The sequence below is a fragment of the Sporosarcina koreensis genome (assembly GCF_042655825.1).
In the GTDB taxonomy this organism is placed as follows: domain Bacteria; phylum Bacillota; class Bacilli; order Bacillales_A; family Planococcaceae; genus Sporosarcina; species Sporosarcina koreensis.
This window is the reverse complement of the sequence record NZ_JBHSNP010000004.1, coordinates 1-19,184: the sequence shown is the minus strand read 5'-3', so window position 1 is coordinate 19,184 and position 19,184 is coordinate 1. Positions and strand designations below refer to the sequence as shown.

Here is a 19,184-nt window from a genome sequence, read left to right as displayed (position 1 = left end):
GTTCGTCCTGAGCCAGGATCAAACTCTCCATAATAGAGAAATTCGAATAGCTCGAGTTTCTTGCTGGCATCATTTAAGATGTCAATTTTGAATCCGAAGATTCGTATGTTCTTTTCACCGACGGGGTCGGCTTCAGAACTCTATTTATTGACGTTTTGCTGTTCAGTTTTCAAGGTTCATTGTCGATCGCTTTTTTTGCGTCGACTTCTTTATAATAACACTCTGTCACTCTCGAGTCAACAACTTTTTTCAATTTGTTTTTTGAAGTTGTTGTTGTCTCTTAAGGACAAGTAATAATATACATCATAACCGAATAAGAAATCAAGCCTTTTTTAAAAATAATTTATCACGAATCTTTTTTACATCGACAATGAACAATAGAATGCCCGCTATTACTACGATTCCGCCGGTTATTTGTGCCGCAGAAAGTTTTTCATGAAGGATGTAGAATGCAAGAATTGACGCACCTACAGGTTCAAAAAGGATAGCAATTGAAATGACATTTGTACTCACCCATTTCACTGCCCAATTGAATAGCGAATGTCCAAGCAGATTCGGGATAAGCGCTAGCATGAAGAACCAGAACCAATCTGCACTTGAATAAGGACCGAATGACTCTCCTTTAATAAGGACATAAAAAAAGAGCGTTACTGTACTGATAGAGTATAGAAGAAACGTATAAGTAATTAGAGATAACCGTTTGCGCACTTCTTGTCCGAAAAGCAGGTATGCAGTAATCAACGCACAAGCAGCCAAGGCAAGCATGTCTCCGAAAAATGCGGTTCCGCTTAATTGGAAGTCACTCCAACTGATGATGATGCTGCCGGCAATTGCGATTACTGCAGACAAAATCGTTTTAAACGACAGTTTTTCTTTAAAGAAGAAATATGTCCCGACAAATGCAAAGATCGGCTGCAATGTAACGAGTACAGTTGAGCTTGCTACAGAGGTGTAATTCAACGACTCGAACCATAAAATGAAATGAAAGGCTAGAAAAACTCCGGCGATTGCCGAAAAGATCCAATCTTTCTTCGTCAGCAGAAAAACTTCCTTCCTATATTTAACAAGGAATAACGGAAGCATGAGAACAACCGTGAAAAACATACGATAGAATGCGATGACGCCGGCATCAGCTGTCGCCAGTTTTACGAATATTGCTGAGAGTGCCACAGATATGACACCAATGATAATCGGGATATAAGGATGAATTGCAGGCTTTTCCATGATGCACACTTCTCTTTCAAAGGGAGTACAGGTTAGTTCGTAACCATTTTAGGCTAAAGACAATATAAAGAGTATAGCACATCTTCGTCAAGATGATGATAGTGGGGGGAAAGTCAATGGAATGGATCATTCATAATTCAATGTATCCGGAAGTTTTGATTAAAATCGCGATTGCTTTAGGGTTAAGTTTAATTATTGGTGTAGAGAGGGAAATTAAAAAGAAGCCGATCGGTTTGAAGACGAGTGCCGTCATTTCGACGTTCAGCTGCCTTTTGACAATCGTCTCCATAGAAGCCGCTTATCTTGTTCCCTCCAGAAACGATATTAATGTGACGATGGATCCGCTTCGTCTCGCTGCACAAATCGTAAGCGGAATCGGTTTTCTTGGTGCCGGGGCAATTCTAAGACGGGACAACGATAATATTACCGGTCTAACGACTGCCGCAATGATTTGGGGAGCAGCAAGTATCGGCATTGCTGTCGGCGCCGGGTTTTATATCGAAGCATCGTTTGCTGTGTTAAGCATTCTCTTTGTCATTGAAGTTATCGCCCCTGTTCTTGGCAAATTCGGTCCGAGAAGGATTCGTTCGAAGGAGGCTGCATGCCTTGTCGTCGTTTCGGATAAAAGCAAAATCGATGATCTGATTGCAATTTTGAATGAAGAAAATATGAAAGTGGAAAACTTGCGTATCCGCCAAGTTCATTTCGATGATAAACCTTCAGTGCACGAAGTCGATTTTCGTCTCGACGCACTCCCTAAAAAGGGAACGACACAATTATATACCGAACTAACTGAACTCCCTTATATCAAATCGGTCGAAATAGAAATCTTTCCTTAATGGAGGCTTATGTATATGAAAGATATATTACGTCTGTTGAAGGATGGCAATAAACCGTCTTTGCTTGCCGGCACAGTCAATGCCGCTATTGCCATCCTGAAGGCAGTCGCCTATATGCTGACGGGAAACGTAGCCATGTTTGCGGAAACGATGCACTCCTTGGGAGATGCTGCGAACCAATTCTTCGTATATATCGGTTCCGCATTGTCCAAGAAGGCGCCAACCCCTAATTTTCCGAACGGGTTTGGCAGGGTTGTCAATCTTGTTTGTTTAGGCGCGGTTATCATCGTTGGCATCATGTCATATGAGGCAGTAAAAGAAGGCTGGCATCATGTATTGAATCCAACAGAGACAAGTGGGCTTCTTATCAATTTAAGTGTACTCGGATTGGCAACGCTATTGGAGTTTACCGTTTTATTAAAGGCGTCCAAAGAAATTGCCCATGAGTCAGGCCAAGTCCATAAAGGGTTAAAAGCTTTCTACTACAGCTTAACTCATTTGAATAAAGCCAAACCCGCCACTAAATTGGTCTTTATGGAAGACATGGTTGCCACTATTGGAGGGCTGCTTGCTTTCATCGCCGTCTTGGTCGCCCATTTCACAGGATTTCTCCAAGCGGAAGGGATTGCATCCATGATGATCGGCATCATGATGTTTTACGTTGTTGGCAGAGTGTTCCTTGAGAATGCCAGAGGGGCAATCGGAGAAACCGATGAAGAAATGTTGAACCATATTGCACAAATTATTGCCAAGGAGCCGGATATTAAGGATATCCAAAGAATTGAAGTCATTAAAGAAGGCGAATATCTTCATGTGGAGGTCGTTGCTGAAGTTGATCCGACGAAAACTGTCGCTTATATTGACGATGTAAGGGACAAGCTCATGTCGTTGATATTGAAACAGAAAGGCGTCCGGGAGGCATTGATTTCTTTCGATGAAGATGATGGCATCAAAACTTGGCAAGGGCTGAACGACACAACGATGACGGAAGAGACACGAAGGAAACTGCCGGAAAATAAAAAGCAGAGGGCGAAATGAATAAATTCCCCCTCTGCTTTCTTCATTATAACGAAGCTTCCAGTATGGACTTTACTTCCCCTTCGCTCAATTGGGCATATCTGCCGAGCGGTCCGTTGACTGCAGCCTTCTTCGCCATAAGGTCAATTTTCGAGTCATCGATGCCGTAATCGGAAAGCTTTTCCGGCGCACCGATAGCAGTCCAATATTCCCTTAGCCTATCAATCCCTTCATTTGCAATAGCCTCATCCGTCTTGCCCTCGGGATCTACGCCGAAGACTTTAACAGCCAGCCTTGCATAACGAGCCGGGTTCAACTTCAATGTATGTCTCATCCAGTGAGGGAAAAGGATCGCCAATCCCCCGGCATGCGGAATATCGTAAACTGCCGATACAGCATGCTCTATGTCATGCGTACCCCAATCGCCACCATTGTTCCCCATGCCTAAAAATCCGTTCAATCCCCAAGTGCCGCCTAAAAGGATTGTTTCACGCAACTCATAGTTTTGGAGATCATCAACGAGTTTTTCACCTGCTTCCATGATCGCTCGTAAGGCCCCTTCGCATAACTCATCTTGAAGCGGCGTATTCGTCGTACTATGGAAGTACTGTTCGAAAATATGCGACATCATGTCGACAATGCCGTATACAGTCTGATCTTTCGGTAAGGTAAGCGTGTATGTCGGATCGAGAATCGAGAATTTCGGGAAGTTGAATGGACCGCCCCACCCGTATTTCTCTTCGGTTTCTTCATTTGTAATGACAGACCCTGCGTTCATTTCAGAACCTGTAGCAGCTAGCGTCAAAATTGTCCCGAAAGGAATTGCGTTTTTCGGCGAATCTTTTTTAATGACGAAATCCCACGCATCGCCGTCATACTTCGCAGCTGTCGCAATCAACTTCGTGCAGTCAATGACAGATCCGCCGCCGACCGCCAAAATAAAATCGATATTATGCTCTTTACAAAGGGCAGCCCCTTTTCTTGCTGTGCTCACTCGCGGATTCGGCTCCACGCCCGCAAGCTCGAACACTTCCTTTTCTTCTTCCTTCAGGATTTCCATCACTTCATTATAAAGGCCGTTCCTTTTAATGCTTCCCCCGCCATAGACAACGAGGATTCGATTTCCATAAGCCGATAATTCATTTGCAAGCTTTGCTATGGAGTTCTTTCCAAAAATCAATTTAACAGGGTTCTGAAAAACAAATTCCTTCATTTAGATGACCTCCTATTTCTACTGTTCATTATCCAAGAATGAATTGGGTGATGCAAGTATGGAACGGTTTGAATTGGGAATCCTAACCTTAGGAGGTGACATATTTTGGTTCAAAAATTAGCGCTGGCCATTACAATCATAGGCGCCTTGAATTGGGGAGTCGTCGGGCTGTTCAGCTTTGATGTCGTAGCCCAATTCGCCGATGGGCATGCCCAACCGTTTGCACGCTTCTTTTATATTGTCGTAGGGATTTCAGGACTTTTCTCACTCGGATTGCTGTTTGATGCGGTGCGGGAAAAACAGATGGAGCATGTCACTGTCGCCGAGCCCGAAGAAGTGTAAAAAAAGCATCTCCCGTTTTACCAGGAGATGCTTTCTTGTTGTAATTTTTATGCCCAACCACGGAATCGGGATGCTTCCGCTGTTTTGCGGATACCGATCATATATGCAGCTAGACGCATATCGATATTTCTTGTTGATGCAACGTTATAAACATTTTCGAACGCATCAACCATTTTTGTTGTCATTTTTTCGCGAACTTCTTCTTCTGTCCAGTAGTAACCCATATTGTTCTGAACCCATTCGAAGTAGGAAACTGTTACGCCGCCTGCACTTGCAAGGACGTCAGGCACGAGGAGGATTCCCCGGTCTGTAAGTATTTTAGTGGCTTCTGATGTTGTTGGACCGTTTGCTGCTTCCACAACGATCGTTGCCTTAATATTGTTAGCATTCTTTTCGGTAATTTGGTTTTCGATAGCAGCCGGAACGAGGATATCGCAATCCAATTCCAATAGCTCAGCGTTCGTGATCGTGTTATCGAAAAGTGTTGTAACTGTTCCAAAGCTGTCACGACGATCCAATAGATAGTCGATGTCCAAGCCGTCCGGATCATGAAGCGCGCCGTAAGCATCGGAAATACCGATGACTTTTGCTCCTGCATCATGAAGGAATTTGGAAAGGAAACTTCCCGCGTTACCGAAACCTTGGATGACAACGCGTGCACCTTTCATATCGATTCCACGTTTTTTCGCCGCTTCATTGATAATGATTGTTACACCTTCAGCAGTTGCACGGTCACGTCCTTGAGATCCGCCAAGAACAATCGGTTTGCCTGTAATGAAACCAGGAGAGTTGAATTCATCGATTCTACTATATTCATCCATCATCCAAGCCATGATTTGAGCATTCGTGAACACGTCCGGTGCAGGGATATCCTTTGTCGGTCCCATTACCTGACTTAATGCACGTACATACCCACGGCTTAAACGCTCTAATTCACCCATAGACATTTCTCTTGGGTCACAGATGATTCCGCCTTTACCGCCGCCATATGGCAAGTCGACAATTCCAGCTTTCAGTGTCATCCACATTGACAATGCTCGTACTTCATCCGCAGTAACTCCCGGATGGAAACGAACGCCGCCTTTTGTAGGTCCGACTGCATCGTTGTGCTGTCCGCGGAAACCAGTGAATACCTTCACTTTTCCATCATCCATGCGTACAGGGATCCTTACTTCCACCATACGGATTGGTTCTTTCAGAAGATCGTACATTCCTTCATCATAGCCTAATTTGTCAAGTGCATCCTTAATGACAACTTGTGTAGACGTAAACAGATTCAGGTTTTCAGTCATGTAAAAGTTCGCCTCTTTGATTTCATAATGTTTTTTCTACCGCACATATTGTATCATACACCTAATAGATTTTGTGAAGTTTTTGTTTAGTTTGTAAAAACTTTATTGATTTTATCCAATGCCCAATCGAGTTCTTCTTTTGTGATGATTAAAGGCGGTGCGAAACGGATGACCGTATCGTGCGTCTCTTTGCAAAGCAATCCCAGTTCTTTCAGCTTTTCGCAATAAGGACGTGCCGCTTCCGTCAGTTCGACGCCGATGAACAGTCCGCGACCGCGCACTTCTTTAATCGACGGATGGCTGATTTTCTTTAATTGTTCAATGAAGTAATTTCCTAGTTCAAGTGATTTGTCTGCAAGCTTCTCATCCTGCAAAACTTCCAAAGAAGCGATTGAAACAGCACAAGCCATCGGGTTTCCACCGAATGTGGATCCGTGTGAACCCGGATTGAACACGCCGAGTATATCTTTATTGGCTACGACGCAAGAAATCGGGAACACGCCTCCGCCCAACGCTTTTCCTAGGATATACATATCGGGCTCGAACCCTTCCCATTCACAAGCGAACATTTTCCCCGTACGGCAAAGCCCCGCTTGGATTTCATCTGCAATAAATAGGACGTTATGTTGTTTACAAAGTTCGTAGGCTGCTTTCATATATCCAGCAGGCGGAATGAGAATTCCTGCCTCCCCTTGAATCGGTTCGATGATGAATGCAGCGGTGTTCGGAGTGATTGCTTCTTCCAACGCTTTCAAATCACCGAAATCCACCAACTTGATGCCTGGAAGCATCGGACCGAAACCGCGTTTATATTCAGCTTCTGATGAAAGGGATACTGCTGTCATCGTCCGCCCGTGGAAATTCCCATTGCAGCCGATGATCTCAGCTTTATTCTCCTCAACGCCTTTGACGTCATAAGCCCAGCGACGAGCTGCTTTGATAGCCGTTTCCACAGCTTCCGCCCCTGTATTCATCGGCAATGTCATATCTTTACCCGATAGTTTGCAAATCAATTCATACCATGGGCCAAGTTGATCGTTATGGAATGCGCGTGATGTCAATGTCACTTTATCCGCCTGATCTTTCAATGCCTGGATGATTCTTGGGTGACGGTGTCCTTGGTTGACTGCAGAATATGCCGATAGCATATCCATGTATTTATTTCCCTCAGGATCCTTGACCCAAACACCTTCTGCTTCGGAAATAACGATTGGCAGTGGATGGTAGTTGTTCGCCCCAAATTTATTCGTTTGTGAAATGATCTTTTCAGAAACCGACATGTATTTCCCCTCCCCATTTGTATGTACATCGGAAGCAGTTCAGAGAACTGCTTCCTAATTTTATTAAAGTGTTTCGGAAGTAGTTTTTCCTTGCATGTGAAGCTGCAAGTAGTCTGGACCGCCAGCTTTGGAGTCGGTTCCGGACATGTTGAATCCGCCGAATGGCTGGTAGCCGACGATTGCGCCTGTGCAGCCGCGGTTGAAGTACAAGTTACCAACGTGGAAATCTTGACGAGCCTGTTCGATATGCTCGCGGTTGTTTGTAATAACTGCGCCTGTTAGGCCGTAGTCTGTATTGTTTGCGATCTCGATTGCCTCGTCGAAGCTTTTCGCTTTAGTAATTGCAACAACTGGTCCGAAAATTTCTTCTTGCATGATACGCGCTTTCGGGTCAACATCTGCGAATACAGTCGGTGCGACGAAGAAGCCTTTCGAGTCGTCCCCTTCTCCACCTGCAACAAGACGTCCTTCTTCTTTTCCGATTTCGATGTAGCTCATGATTTTATCGAATGAAGCTTGGTCGATAACCGGTCCGGCAAAGTTCGATTGTTTCGAAGGATCTCCGTATGTCAATTCTTTTGTCAATTCTTCAACGCGCGCAACGACTTGGTCGTACACATCTTCATGGATGACCGCGCGTGAACAAGCTGAACATTTTTGGCCGCTGAAGCCGAATGCCGACTTGACGATCGATTGAGCCGCCAATTCAAGATCTGCATTGTTGTCGACAACGATTGTATCTTTACCGCCCATTTCAGCGATAACACGTTTCAACCAAATTTGGCCTTCATTCACTTTTGCAGCACGTTCGTAAATGCGTGTTCCGATTTCGCGTGAACCTGTGAAGGAAACGAAACGCGTTCTCGGGTGGTCAACGAGGTAGTCGCCAACTTCTGCACCAGAACCAGGGATGTAGTTGACAACTCCTGCAGGCATTCCCGCTTCTTCAAGAACTTCCATGAACTTGTAAGCAACGACAGTCGTTGTAGAAGCCGGCTTCAATAGAACTGTGTTGCCTGTAACCAATGCAGCTACAGTCGTTCCTGCCATAATTGCCAATGCGAAGTTCCAAGGTGAGATGACTACGCCAACTCCTAGAGGGATGTAATCGAAACGGTTGAATTCACCCGGACGGCTTTCCACCGGCATACCGTCTTTCAATTTCAGCATTTGACGTCCGTAATATTCCAAGAAGTCGATAGCTTCCGCTGTATCTGCATCCGCTTCGTTCCACGGTTTACCCGCTTCTTTTGTCAAAAGCGCCGAGAATTCGTGTTTGCGGCGACGAATAATCGCAGCTGCTTTGAACAATACATCCGCACGGAATTCCGGCTTCACTTTGCTCCAAGTTTTGAACGTTTCGTCAGCAACGTTCATCGCTTTTTCAGCAAGGTCACGGCTCGCCTTTGAAACGCGGCCGATCACTTCTTCTTTATTAGCAGGGTTCGTCGAAACAAGCTTATCTTCTGTCATAATACGCTCGCCGCCGATGATCAACGGGTAATCTTGCCCAAGGTAGCCTTCGACAGTTTTCAGCGCTTCCTCATATGCTTTTTTGTTTTCAGCTTGTGTAAAGTCTGTGAATGGTTCGTGTTTGTATGGGATCATTTTACTCCTCCTCAGTTAGTTAGCAGCAAAATTAATTTGCATTAAATCTTGAGTTCCATATATAATAATGCAAGAGATTGTTGCAGTTTTCAAGTGTTTTTGTTTATTTTGCGAAAAAACTTAAACGGACGGTGTTGATTCGTGAATAATAGTAATAAAAATCTTTTCCCTTTATATGAATTCGCAGTGAATCGGGCCGGAGTCGGTATCCATGCAGTTGATCATACCGGCAGAACCGTCATATATAACGATAAGATGAAAGCGATAGAAGGACTGGAGCTTGAAGAAGTCGGAGATCGCTCCATTCTGGAGTTATTCAACTTCGATCAGGAAGAAAGCACTTTGTTAAAGGTGCTTCAAAGCGGCACGGAACAGCTGAATGTCAAACAGACCTACTGGAATCGGAAAGGACATGAAATAACGACCATCAACGATACATATCCAGTATTCCGGGAAGGCGAGCTCGTCGGCGCCGTGGAAATTGCAAGGGATGTTACGGCTCTAGAACGGTTTGTATTGCATCCATTGCGGAAAAACAGCGACCCGGTCACATTCAATCAAGTTGTTGCTGCATCTGATGAGATGAAGACCGTCGTCACTACAGCACGGAAAGCATCAGGCGCAAAATTGCCTGTGCTTCTCATCGGGGAATCAGGAACAGGAAAAGATTTAATAGCTGAAAGCATTCATAATGAATTGTCACCTGCCAATGGACCATTCTATACGCTTCATTGTCACCAATCGGATGCGGCACTGATCGATCGGTTAGACGAAGATTTGAATATGTCCGAACCGTTCACGTTATTCTGTGAACGTATCGATTTATTATCCATTTCGCTGCAGCAAAACCTTTTCGCGTTTTTGAAAAATTCGTCTCAACCTGGCCGCCAATTCATCGCGAGCATTGGTGATGATCCTGTCGCACTGATTGCAAAAGGAAGCCTATTGAAGGATCTCTATTATTTCTTCGCTTCTTTCACAATACGGATTTCTCCTTTGCGGAAACGGAAAGAGGATATTTTATCGTTTGTCACTACGTATTTTGCGAGGCGGAAGGAACGCTTCGGAACTTCCCTCACCGGAGTTACGAAGGAAGTTGAGGAGTTATTCCTCCGCTATGATTGGCCTGGGAATATGCGCGAGCTTGAATTTTTGCTCGATGAAATATCTTCGCTTGCAACAACCGAGACGGTGATCACATATGAGATGCTGCCTCTTCATTTCCGGTTGAAAAGTGATGGCATGGGAGATACACCTACACAGGCAGTCGATTTCATCGTGAACCCAGAGAAGGAACTTATGCCTCTGGATCGTTACTTAAAGGAAGCGGAAGAATATTATTTGCAGAAGGCAATGAAGCTCCATGACGACAATATTACAAAAACAGCAAATGCACTTGGCATGAGCAGGCAAAACCTTCAATATCGATTACGGAAATTAAAAAACGGGAGATAGGCTCGAGCTGCCTTCTCCCGTTTTTTGTAGACTTGCATGATCAATAACCTGATCGGTCGATCCAATCTTTCAGTTTGTCTTTTAATGAATTGAAGCCTTCCGCATCTTGCTCTTTCACTCTGTCTTGCAGCGATTTGCGGGGGCGGTTTGTTTTATGGTGATTGTTCGGCGCCTCTTGCAGTGCGCGGATGGACAGGCTGATTTTACCTGCGTCATGATCGACTTCCAGCACTTTCACTTTCACTTCATCGCCTACAGCCAGAAAGTCATTGATATCCCGGACAAACCCATACGTGATTTCCGAAATATGGACTAGACCTTGCGTCTCTTCGTCAAGCGCGACAAATGCCCCATATGGCTGTATTCCCGTCACCTTGCCAGTCAACTCTTCCCCCACTTCATATTTTTTACCCATGTGAAACAGCTCCCAGTCTTTTTGGTATCGAATCTGCCTATACGGCCATCCGCAATTATACCACAGGGAGCCCTTTCCAATCAAAATATTCGACAGGTAAATTGTAAAGATTCACTCATCTTCTTTTCCGCGCTTCTTTGATCTTATCTCCGATTCTTTCGAAAGCATGCATCTGAATATCGTTTTCCACCAAGACCTTCCAATCGGACGCTTCCATTTCATCCACGAATTCCTTCATGACGAGCCCAGCAGATGAGCTTCCTCCGATTGATGCAAGCTGCTTCCACTTTCCCCTGACTTCTTCCCTTACCACCATGTTTTGATCATAAATACCATCGCCGTCGAAAAAACCCGCTATGGAATAGACCAACCAGCTATAACCATAGTCGAATCTGCTGACTAACGGGTCGCTTTCACGTGTTTTCGGTAATTGCTTATCAAGTTCAAGAAGTACCTCCATTTTTTCTCCGAATGTTCCATAGTAAAGGATATCCAAGCCGCCAGTTATCAAAAAAATATAGGCTTCCATGTCTAGATGAAGGTTTTGTTGCAATGTTTTCTTGACTTCGGGATTTTCGTATTTCAAGGACAGCGGCATATAATCTTTAATTGCCGCCAAAGAATAAAATTGCGTTTCCATCCCATTAATGGCATTCTGCAATTCAATCGGGAATTCAGTTTTTTTCTTCATGAATTCTTCGATATCGACCATGCCATCGCTGAACAATTCGGATTCAAAAACGATATCGGAATGCTCTCCGAAAACGCCCATATAAGCATTTGAAAGGAAATCGTTTTTCTGAGCAAATTCATTTAGGAATTCCATGCTTTTTTCACGATCTTTTACCAACGGTTCATTTTTCAGCTGCTCCAGCATTTCCGATGGCAACCTCAATTCGTGGATCAATTCACCATACTTTTCGGTTGCTTCCTTTTTATTAATCTTCCCTTTACTCTCTACTTGCCTTTCCAACTCCCTCGTAAAAAGGTTAAATTGCCGGCTTGTTTCATTTCCGTAGATATTTCCATAAAAGTAAAAGTCCTGATTCGCCTTTGTGTCATCCGGCAGAGGCAACCCCATCAACTGATAGCGGTCTTCCAACTCTTTCTGAAATGCAATTTTCTTGTTTTCAATGAATTTCTCTGCGGAAGATTGCTGATACGCATCGCTTCTAAGTACAGTGACTGACAATATAAGTACGAGCATGACAACCCCAGCAAGCCACATTAGAAGAGGCTTTCTTCGCCGGCTTACTATTTTGACCGGTTCATCGCTTTCCGACGCTTCTTTTGGCGTGGAATAAAATATATTCCTTTCATTATAAGAAGGCCGCAGACGATGGAATGATCTATTCAGAAATTCCAACCGTTTTTCGATATCTGGTCTATCCAATTTTGCTCGTGCACTACGTAGCAAGTCTTTCACATTTTCAAGTGGCGTTTCCATAATCCAAGCGATATCGTCCTGGGATTTATCATGGAGGCTGGAAAGGATGAAGGCGATTCGCTCCTCTTTCGGGAGACCGATGAGAAGTGCATGCAATTCATTGTCTTCTTCAAATGAAAACAATCCAGCTTCGGATGTTTCCACTTGAAATTCTCCCACTTTTTTCAATGCAGAATTGAATAATGTATTTTCCTCAAGTTGTTCTTCCGTTAGGTGACCAAGATCATTAAATAATTTCCGGAAAACCGATTCTGCCAATTTCCCAGCGTCCTGCGGTGTCAGTCCATATTGCACCGCCAGCCGCTCGATAGCTTGTATGTGTACTGTCATCCACTCTTTGAATGCTTCTCGATCCCCAGTCAGGATTTTGCTCTGTAAGCTGTCCATTTATTCCCCTCCACTAAACGAGGCCAGTAATACTCGCTTCATTTCTTCATTTCTCCCATGATTCTCTTCAATTCCCCTTCGATGAAGAAATACTGAAGTCTATCGAGATAGTCGGAAGTCGTCCAGCCTGATTCCTCCATTTCTATTACGACCTCCCGCATCATTTGAGCAGAAGGAGAATCTTTTCCATTGAAGGCAATCCGCGTCCACGCCTCTTTGTAATCCTCTTTAATAATTCCGACAGAATCACGAATTTCCAGTTGGCCTATCATTCCCGTAATTGAATACATCACCGAAACAAACGCATTAGAAATGAGTGAATGGAGCTCTCGATAGCCTTCAGCTTGAAACAATCCCTTTTCAAGCAGAAAGAGTAGATCCGTTTGCTCTTCGACCGAACGTTTATGGATATCGACCAAATCACCCATAAATATAGCCAAATAAATACCGGTGTCCGGATGCAAATTTTCTTGAAGTGCTTTGGAAAGCTCCGGAGTGCCTATATCCGGACGGACGTATACATAATCTGCGGGCATATCGCTATTCATATCATTTATTAAAAAGATACCTTGCGCTTCCATGCCGTCAAGCGCCTGCTGAAATGCTTTGGGATAGGTAGACTTCTTCGCATAAAAGGCTTCTAAATCATAGCCTCCTTCATCATTCCGTCCACTTTCCCGAATCAGACTTTCATTTTGTTCAAATATATACATATAGGATCTCAATAACGTAATCATTTTCACGATATATTCATTCACGAATTCCATACTTTTCTCTTGATCATCCACTAGCGTCTTCCCAGCCAACTCTGCCACCATTTCGGAAGGTATCATCAGCTTGTGTATCAGTGTGTCAAAATCCGCATTCCCCTTTTTCCTATCAATCTTGCCGCCTTTCTCCAATTGCTCCTCCAGGTCGGCAATAAACCAGTCAAATTCCCTTCTTGTATCTTCTCCATACGTTTCAGCATAAACATCTCTCCTTATATATTCAGGAGCAGGGAGACCGGCCAGCTGCAGATTACGTTCCAGTTCCTGCTGGAATGAAACCTTTGCCGTCTCCATGAATTTTTCAGCCGATTTCTTTTCATACGCATTGCCATTTATATACGTGATCATTGACAACAAGACAAGCAGGACCCCAACACCCATTCCCCAAAACAAGAATGGCTTCCTTCCCTTTTCTATTTCGCTTTTCTGTTCAACTGGGAGGGGTTCTTCTTTTTTTGAATGAAATATATTCGCTTCATCGCAGGTTGGTGAAAGTCGTTCATAGGACTTGCTCAAAAACTCGAGTTTCTTATCTAAGTCGGACTCATCCAATACGGAAAGGGCTTCGTTTACAGCCTGTTCGGCTTGGTGCACCGTCCTCCCCGTTATTTCCGCAATTTCTTTAGATGATTTATTGTGAAAGCGATCTAGAATAAAAGGAACCCGATATTCTTTTGGCAACGCACATACTCTGCTATGCAAATCATTATCCTCTTGAAACGAGAATAGATCTTCGTGGAAAGTCTCTGTTTGCAAACGATCCAATACGTTCAAAGTTCTTCGATACAATTCTTCCTCAGCTAGTTCGCGTTCGTCCAATTCCCCTAGGCTGACATACAAATCCCTGAATACTGTTTCGGCCACTGTCCCTGCACTTTTGCGCGCAAGCCCATTTTGCAATGCAAATTGCTCAATCTTCCGGATATGCATGCCCATCCATTCCTTGAAAGCTTCCTGATCCCCTTGAGGACTTCTTTTCTCTAAAATATCCAAATCGATCCCCACTTCCCGTTGCAAAACGATATCTACTTCAACTATACCAAATAGACAGAAAAAAGACCGCCGAATTTTGGCAGTCTTCCCTCTTTTAAGTATTTAGTTATTGCTCGAACGGATTGAATTTGACTCTCCAGCCGTCTTCTGTCCAGATCATATGGAATTTCAATTCTGATGGAAGATCGGGATATAGTTCTGTGTCGACTGTAAGCGTTGCAACACCTGGCCAGTTTCCATTTTCGTCCTGTTCCAGACCTTGGAATGAAGCTCGTTTATACATTCCATCTTCGTAAGGCGGTGATTGAGAATACTTTTCCGGATTTTCCAAGTAGGTTTCCATATCGACTGCCTCTGAACCATTTCCTTGGAAGAATAATTTGTATTGCACTTCATAGTTACCTCTACTTAACGAATAGAAATATGCACCGACCATATCCAATGCAGAAACTCCGTTTAAATACTTCATATCGTAATCCGGCATGTTAACTGCTCTATACGTATACTCCCCGAAGTCTAATATATCCTTGAATCCCCTTTCAGGGCTCATTTGATAGGACGGGAGGGTTTCCATATACCCTGAGTATACTTCCCAAATGCCTTCTTCATTAAAAATCATTTGCACTTCCCTATCTGAGCCGGTAAAGGAAAGATGGCTGTGGAATTTATGTTGACTGCGATACACAGTATTTTGATCAAACCTCACTTCTGTAGCGTTTCGGAAGTGCGAGAACCCCTTGCGCCAATTTTTCACATAGTCATCGAGTTCGATAGTTCCAAAGTTGTCATACGTTGCACTTTCACTTAACAAATGATACATCGTTTCCGGATCATCCATTTCGTTTGCGTAATTGAAAACACCTAACACGTGGATAGGCGATATTCCTTGCAGAATTGACTTGTCGTATGCTTCCTGGAAATCAGCATACAGACCTTGCACTTCATTCCAAAAGGATTCGTTCGGGAATTGAATCGTCTCACTCTTGAAATCAGGTCTTTCCCCATACATGTAATACTCCAATTGACCTTCTCGCGACAGGACAATGGCGTCTTTCAACGCATCATTCGAAAGTGAATCCCAGCTCTTTGATTCCCGCCAACCTGACGCCTCCATCTCTTTGACGATTGGCTGCATGACATAAGATAATGGTGACACATCCCCATTTGCCGCCATTCCGCGCCATACATCCTGATAATCCGGAAGAAGAACACCCTCTTCGTCAAAGATTTTCGTATATTCGCTGCCTTTGACCAAGTCATTGAAAATTATGAGGTAGTATGATTCCAACACTGGATATAGCGATGAATCCTCATACTCCACATTTATAAGCGTTTGTTCCATTCTTCCTAACTTGTATACAATCTCATGAAGTGGATATTGAAGGATCGGGCCATACATATAAGGCTCATCCTCCATCATCATAATGTATGCCTGTGTATGGTCATGCAATTTTGTTAGTAAATCATTAGGCAAATTGAGATTGTAATAACGGGTCCGAATTTCTCCTGAATATTTCTCCTGATACAGCCGAATCGACTGATCCCGCATCGTTTCGATAATATTTTGCAGCTGCTCCGGGAAGCTATCGCTGCTTAACATCATGATTTCAGCTTTATCGATAGGGGGATCTACCTCATATGCATCAACGGCTTCTTTATTCTCTTTTAAAATTTGATCGTATATTTCAATGAGTACCTTCACTTTTCGACGGTAATCACCCAAAAAAATGATGCTTCCCCTTTCATCTTTTTGAAGGCTGTTCTCCTTCAGATCCTTCATCATTTCAGATGGCAGTTTCAATTCCTCAATTGCACGGTTGTAAATCTCTTCGAGTGGCGTCTTTTCCGTTCCCTCCCGCACCATGTCTAAATAACTTTCATTTTTCAATAAATCCATCGTGCTATCTGCATAACTTGCATAGTGCTTAAAGAAAACTTCATCCAACTTCAGCATTTCTCGGCGCTTTTCACGTTCTTCTTCGTATCGCTTCAGCAAGTTTTCGATAAATTCATCCTTAATCGGAGATTGGATTATTTCCTCTTCTGATTTCTGCTTCTGATCAAAAACAAGCCCTGCCCCGATGAGCCCGATCATAAAAACACTTGCAAGACTTACCGCCCAAACAGTGATACGTTGCCTGATTTCACCTTTAGAAGACTTTTGAATAGTAGGTTGGGGAACTTTCTCTTCGTCAATCTTTCGAAAAACTTCGTCCGGATCAAATGAGGAAGGAACACGTTCATACGACTTTTTCAAAAACTCCATCCGTTTCTCAAAATTGTCATTGGCCATGTGTTACCCCTCCCTTCATGTCCATCTCTTTCTTCAAGTTATCCTTTGCTCTTAAAATCCGGGTTTTCACAGTCGCCAACGTTATATTCATGACATCGGCAATTTGCTGGTACGTTAAGTCTTGAAAATAAAACAAGATCAGAGGTATACGGTATTTTTCATCCAATTGCAAAATGGCTTCATGCAATTCGCGATCTTCTTCAAAAAGGAGAACTTGGAATTCGGCAGATGGTTGGGCAGATGCATTGCCGGCGTTTTTCATCCGCTCCTCTTTCGCAGTCTCCCTTCCTTCTTTCCGGTAATAATCGCGCGCTGTATTTAACGTAATTTTATATAACCAAGTCGTAAACCTTTCCTGATTGAATTGCGGCAGGAAACGATAAAGCTTGATAAACACTTCCTGTGTCACATCCGGTATATCATCAAGGCGAACACCGCATTGATATGAAAACTTCTCGACTGTTCGATAATACAAATTCATCAGTTGCGCAAATGCCTCCCTTTCCCCGTTTTGCGCACGTGTGATCAAATCGGACTCTTCCATTATGCCCCCTCACTCTCTATCTCCTCTGATGATGATACGAAAGGAAATCTCTAAATGTTTCATGTAAAAAAACAAAAGCGCAGGGCGCTCGCTATGGTGCTCGTAACGCTACGCTTTTACTCGCAAAAGCCGTTCTTAGTGACGGCTTTCGCTGCGACAGGCATAAGGTGGATCAGCGAAACGGCGTCTTTTGCCGAGTAGCTGAGCCGACTTATGACCCGAGCTGCTAGCGCCCGAAGTCTAGACGATGTAAAAAACCGCATCTACATTTTCGTAGATGCGGTCGTTGTTAGACTATACATTTCGCTTCATATTTTATCGCCAATAACTTATAAGCTATTTGCATGCAATTCTCTAGTGGAATCCAAATTTCATAAGAATGTTCATAAATCTCACGGATCCGTTTCGCAAGATCAGTCGGATGATCTAGAACTTGGAGCTCCGCAACAACATCGGCAATTTCATGGTCATACGCTTTTCTGCCGACTTTAAAAGGATCCCATTCTTCAAGCAGCATGATTGCTTTTTTATTCATTTCAATTGTTTGCACGACGAGTCACCTTATTTTTTTCTTTTCTTTCATTTATGATAGCATAGTAATGGAAAAGAAAAAAGGAAATGAGGGATAATTGGCATGAAAGAGTTCTCACATGTGATTGATCGAAAAAATACCCGATCGGTGAAATGGGGCAATATGGAAGCTGTTTACGGGGTGGAAGATGCTTCGGAAGTTTTACCGATGTGGATTGCTGATATGGATTTCAAAGCGCCGCAGCCTGTCATCGCGGCGATGCAAGAACGATTGGACCACGGTGTATTCGGCTATTCGTACATATGTGCAAAATGTAAGGATGCGGTCCGGACTTGGCTATCATCACGACACGGTTGGGAAACTGAAAATGACTGGATGCTTTTCCATCACGGTGTCGTTCCTGCAATCGCTACCGTTGTGGAGACGTTCACGAATGAAGGCGATAATATTTTAATTACCTCGCCAGTATATCCACCATTCTTCAATGTGCCGGGGCATCAAAAGCGGAATATTGTCGAATGTAAGTTGCGTGAAGAAAACGGAAAATACTCCATCGACTTCGACGCTTTTGAAAAAAGCTTGCAGCAAGGCGTTAAACTTTTCATCTTATGCCATCCGCACAACCCGGGCGGCGTTGTTTGGACAGAAGAGGAATTGCGTAATATCCTTCGACTTTGCAAGAAATATGATGTATTGATCCTTTCTGATGAAATCCATGCAGACCTTGTCCTGCCTGGGTTTAAGCATATTCCTTTGGCGGTGTTAGCCGAAGAGGAAAGCGGACGGGTCATCACTTGTGTTGCCCCTACAAAGACGTTCAACTTGGCGGGTGTACAAGCCGCTGTCATGATTACAAAAGAAGATGATCTTCGGGAAGCGTTGCAGCAAAGCGCGCTCGCTCACGGCCAAATGGAATTGAATGCATTTGCCGCTTCCGCTCTAATTTCCGCATTCACGGAGTGTGAGGAATGGCTGGAAAATTTGCTGGAGACTATTTCATCCAATATGGATTATGTCATCAGCACATTGACGGAGGCTGTTCCGGGAATCCAGATCCAAAAACCTGAAGCGACATACTTATTATGGATCGATTATCGCGGCACGGGACTGTCTGAAGAAGAGATGATGGACAGGCTGTTGAATAAAGGGAAACTTGCGCTCGAACCAGGTTCGAAGTATGGCGAAGCCGGCCGAGGATTCCTTCGTATGAACGTTGCTACCCCTCGTACCATCGTTGAAGACGGAGTGGAAAGATTTATTAAAGCTATGCAATAAATAATAAAAATGCATGATTAGACTGACCTAGCCATATGAGACACATATAAAACACCTTGATTAGGCTGCCATTACACCATATTTTGCAGGTGTCAGGTAGCCTAATTTTTCTTGGATACGTTCTTCATTATAATAATTCAAATAGGTCGCAACCCGTTCACTGACCTCATGATTACCTAACGAGTTGAATTTCACATATTGAAACTCCTCAGACTTCAAGTTCGAATGGAACGATTCAATCACCGCATTATCCCAACA

The 19,184-nt window shown here is 43.7% G+C and carries 17 protein-coding genes; 5 read left to right on the top strand and 12 right to left on the bottom strand.

Annotation, left to right across the window (positions count from 1 at the left end):
• Positions 1 to 321: 321 nt before the first annotated feature.
• Positions 322 to 1,224 carry a DMT family transporter gene (locus tag ACFPTP_RS02815; RefSeq protein ID WP_381441989.1) on the bottom strand — a complete coding sequence of 301 codons (903 nt, stop codon included), beginning with the start codon at positions 1,222 to 1,224 and terminating at the stop codon, positions 322 to 324.
• A 116-nt stretch (positions 1,225 to 1,340) separates the two neighbouring features.
• Here ACFPTP_RS02815 and ACFPTP_RS02810 point away from each other — a divergent pair, with 116 nt between their 5' ends.
• Both ACFPTP_RS02810 and ACFPTP_RS02805 read left to right on the top strand, forming a co-directional pair.
• Positions 1,341 to 2,063, top strand: coding sequence for an MgtC/SapB family protein (locus ACFPTP_RS02810; protein WP_381441987.1), 723 nt, complete (start codon positions 1,341 to 1,343; stop codon positions 2,061 to 2,063).
• A 15-nt stretch (positions 2,064 to 2,078) separates the two neighbouring features.
• Positions 2,079 to 3,101, top strand: coding sequence for a cation diffusion facilitator family transporter (locus ACFPTP_RS02805; RefSeq protein WP_381441985.1), 1,023 nt, complete (start codon positions 2,079 to 2,081; stop codon positions 3,099 to 3,101).
• 25 nt (positions 3,102 to 3,126) lie between these two features.
• Here ACFPTP_RS02805 and ACFPTP_RS02800 read toward each other — a convergent pair whose 3' ends face one another.
• Positions 3,127 to 4,293, bottom strand: coding sequence for an iron-containing alcohol dehydrogenase (locus ACFPTP_RS02800; RefSeq protein WP_381441983.1), 1,167 nt, complete (start codon positions 4,291 to 4,293; stop codon positions 3,127 to 3,129).
• 105 nt (positions 4,294 to 4,398) lie between these two features.
• On the opposite strand from ACFPTP_RS02800, the gene ACFPTP_RS02795 reads away from it, so the two are divergent.
• Positions 4,399 to 4,635: a DUF378 domain-containing protein gene (locus ACFPTP_RS02795; RefSeq protein ID WP_381441981.1), complete on the top strand. Its 237-nt coding sequence runs from the start codon at positions 4,399 to 4,401 to the stop codon at positions 4,633 to 4,635.
• Between the two features lie 47 nt (positions 4,636 to 4,682).
• Here the strand turns inward: ACFPTP_RS02795 and ACFPTP_RS02790 are convergent, their stop codons facing one another.
• The 3 genes from ACFPTP_RS02790 to pruA form a co-directional block, all read right to left on the bottom strand.
• The gene (locus tag ACFPTP_RS02790) at positions 4,683 to 5,927 is read right to left on the bottom strand and encodes a Glu/Leu/Phe/Val family dehydrogenase (protein WP_381441979.1); all 1,245 of its coding nucleotides are present in this window, start codon (positions 5,925 to 5,927) and stop codon (positions 4,683 to 4,685) included.
• A gap of 86 nt (positions 5,928 to 6,013) precedes the next feature.
• Complete coding sequence (locus tag ACFPTP_RS02785; protein WP_381441976.1) at positions 6,014 to 7,207, bottom strand: ornithine--oxo-acid transaminase; 1,194 nt, start codon at positions 7,205 to 7,207, stop codon at positions 6,014 to 6,016.
• 63 nt (positions 7,208 to 7,270) lie between these two features.
• A complete protein-coding gene (gene pruA, locus ACFPTP_RS02780) occupies positions 7,271 to 8,815 on the bottom strand; it encodes an L-glutamate gamma-semialdehyde dehydrogenase (RefSeq protein WP_381441973.1) in 1,545 nt (514 codons plus the stop codon).
• Between the two features lie 141 nt (positions 8,816 to 8,956).
• On the opposite strand from pruA, the gene ACFPTP_RS02775 reads away from it, so the two are divergent.
• The gene (locus tag ACFPTP_RS02775) at positions 8,957 to 10,270 is read left to right on the top strand and encodes an AAA-type ATPase lid domain-containing protein (RefSeq protein ID WP_381441971.1); all 1,314 of its coding nucleotides are present in this window, start codon (positions 8,957 to 8,959) and stop codon (positions 10,268 to 10,270) included.
• 40 nt (positions 10,271 to 10,310) lie between these two features.
• Here ACFPTP_RS02775 and yugI read toward each other — a convergent pair whose 3' ends face one another.
• From yugI to ACFPTP_RS02745, 6 genes are all read right to left on the bottom strand, one after another.
• Positions 10,311 to 10,685, bottom strand: a complete 375-nt coding sequence (gene yugI, locus ACFPTP_RS02770) for a S1 domain-containing post-transcriptional regulator GSP13 (RefSeq protein WP_381441968.1) — start codon at positions 10,683 to 10,685, stop codon at positions 10,311 to 10,313.
• 115 nt (positions 10,686 to 10,800) lie between these two features.
• Positions 10,801 to 12,519 (bottom strand): RNA polymerase sigma factor, encoded by a 1,719-nt coding sequence (locus tag ACFPTP_RS02765; protein WP_381441966.1) that lies wholly within the window; start codon positions 12,517 to 12,519, stop codon positions 10,801 to 10,803.
• A 38-nt stretch (positions 12,520 to 12,557) separates the two neighbouring features.
• Positions 12,558 to 14,306, bottom strand: coding sequence for a sigma factor-like helix-turn-helix DNA-binding protein (locus ACFPTP_RS02760; RefSeq protein ID WP_381441963.1), 1,749 nt, complete (start codon positions 14,304 to 14,306; stop codon positions 12,558 to 12,560).
• 82 nt (positions 14,307 to 14,388) lie between these two features.
• A complete protein-coding gene (locus ACFPTP_RS02755; protein ID WP_381441961.1) occupies positions 14,389 to 16,575 on the bottom strand; it encodes a hypothetical protein in 2,187 nt (728 codons plus the stop codon).
• A complete protein-coding gene (locus tag ACFPTP_RS02750) occupies positions 16,565 to 17,119 on the bottom strand; it encodes an RNA polymerase sigma factor (RefSeq protein ID WP_381441959.1) in 555 nt (184 codons plus the stop codon). Before ACFPTP_RS02750 ends, ACFPTP_RS02755 begins: the two co-directional genes overlap by 11 nt.
• A 289-nt stretch (positions 17,120 to 17,408) precedes the next feature.
• Positions 17,409 to 17,669: a DUF1871 family protein gene (locus ACFPTP_RS02745; RefSeq protein WP_381441956.1), complete on the bottom strand. Its 261-nt coding sequence runs from the start codon at positions 17,667 to 17,669 to the stop codon at positions 17,409 to 17,411.
• A gap of 102 nt (positions 17,670 to 17,771) precedes the next feature.
• Here ACFPTP_RS02745 and ACFPTP_RS02740 point away from each other — a divergent pair, with 102 nt between their 5' ends.
• Positions 17,772 to 18,926 carry a MalY/PatB family protein gene (locus ACFPTP_RS02740; RefSeq protein WP_381441954.1) on the top strand — a complete coding sequence of 385 codons (1,155 nt, stop codon included), beginning with the start codon at positions 17,772 to 17,774 and terminating at the stop codon, positions 18,924 to 18,926.
• Between the two features lie 60 nt (positions 18,927 to 18,986).
• On the opposite strand, the gene ACFPTP_RS02735 is transcribed toward ACFPTP_RS02740, so the two are convergent.
• Positions 18,987 to 19,184 (bottom strand): integrase core domain-containing protein (locus ACFPTP_RS02735; RefSeq protein WP_381441952.1); only part of this gene is annotated, 198 nt, incomplete at its 5' end.

Bases quoted from the DNA above. Each gene is read 5' to 3' on its own strand.
- ACFPTP_RS02765 (WP_381441966.1), bottom strand. From the start codon at position 12,519: ATGGACAGCTTACAGAGCAAAATCCTGACTGGGGATCGAGAAGCATTC.
- yugI (WP_381441968.1), bottom strand. From the start codon at position 10,685: ATGGGTAAAAAATATGAAGTGGGGGAAGAGTTGACTGGCAAGGTGACG.
- ACFPTP_RS02810 (WP_381441987.1), top strand. From the start codon at position 1,341: ATGGAATGGATCATTCATAATTCAATGTATCCGGAAGTTTTGATTAAA.
- ACFPTP_RS02755 (WP_381441961.1), bottom strand. From the start codon at position 16,575: ATGGCCAATGACAATTTTGAGAAACGGATGGAGTTTTTGAAAAAGTCG.
- pruA (WP_381441973.1), bottom strand. From the start codon at position 8,815: ATGATCCCATACAAACACGAACCATTCACAGACTTTACACAAGCTGAA.
- ACFPTP_RS02805 (WP_381441985.1), top strand. From the start codon at position 2,079: ATGAAAGATATATTACGTCTGTTGAAGGATGGCAATAAACCGTCTTTG.
- ACFPTP_RS02790 (WP_381441979.1), bottom strand. From the start codon at position 5,927: ATGACTGAAAACCTGAATCTGTTTACGTCTACACAAGTTGTCATTAAG.
- ACFPTP_RS02800 (WP_381441983.1), bottom strand. From the start codon at position 4,293: ATGAAGGAATTTGTTTTTCAGAACCCTGTTAAATTGATTTTTGGAAAG.
- ACFPTP_RS02815 (WP_381441989.1), bottom strand. From the start codon at position 1,224: ATGGAAAAGCCTGCAATTCATCCTTATATCCCGATTATCATTGGTGTC.
- ACFPTP_RS02750 (WP_381441959.1), bottom strand. From the start codon at position 17,119: ATGGAAGAGTCCGATTTGATCACACGTGCGCAAAACGGGGAAAGGGAG.
- ACFPTP_RS02785 (WP_381441976.1), bottom strand. From the start codon at position 7,207: ATGTCGGTTTCTGAAAAGATCATTTCACAAACGAATAAATTTGGGGCG.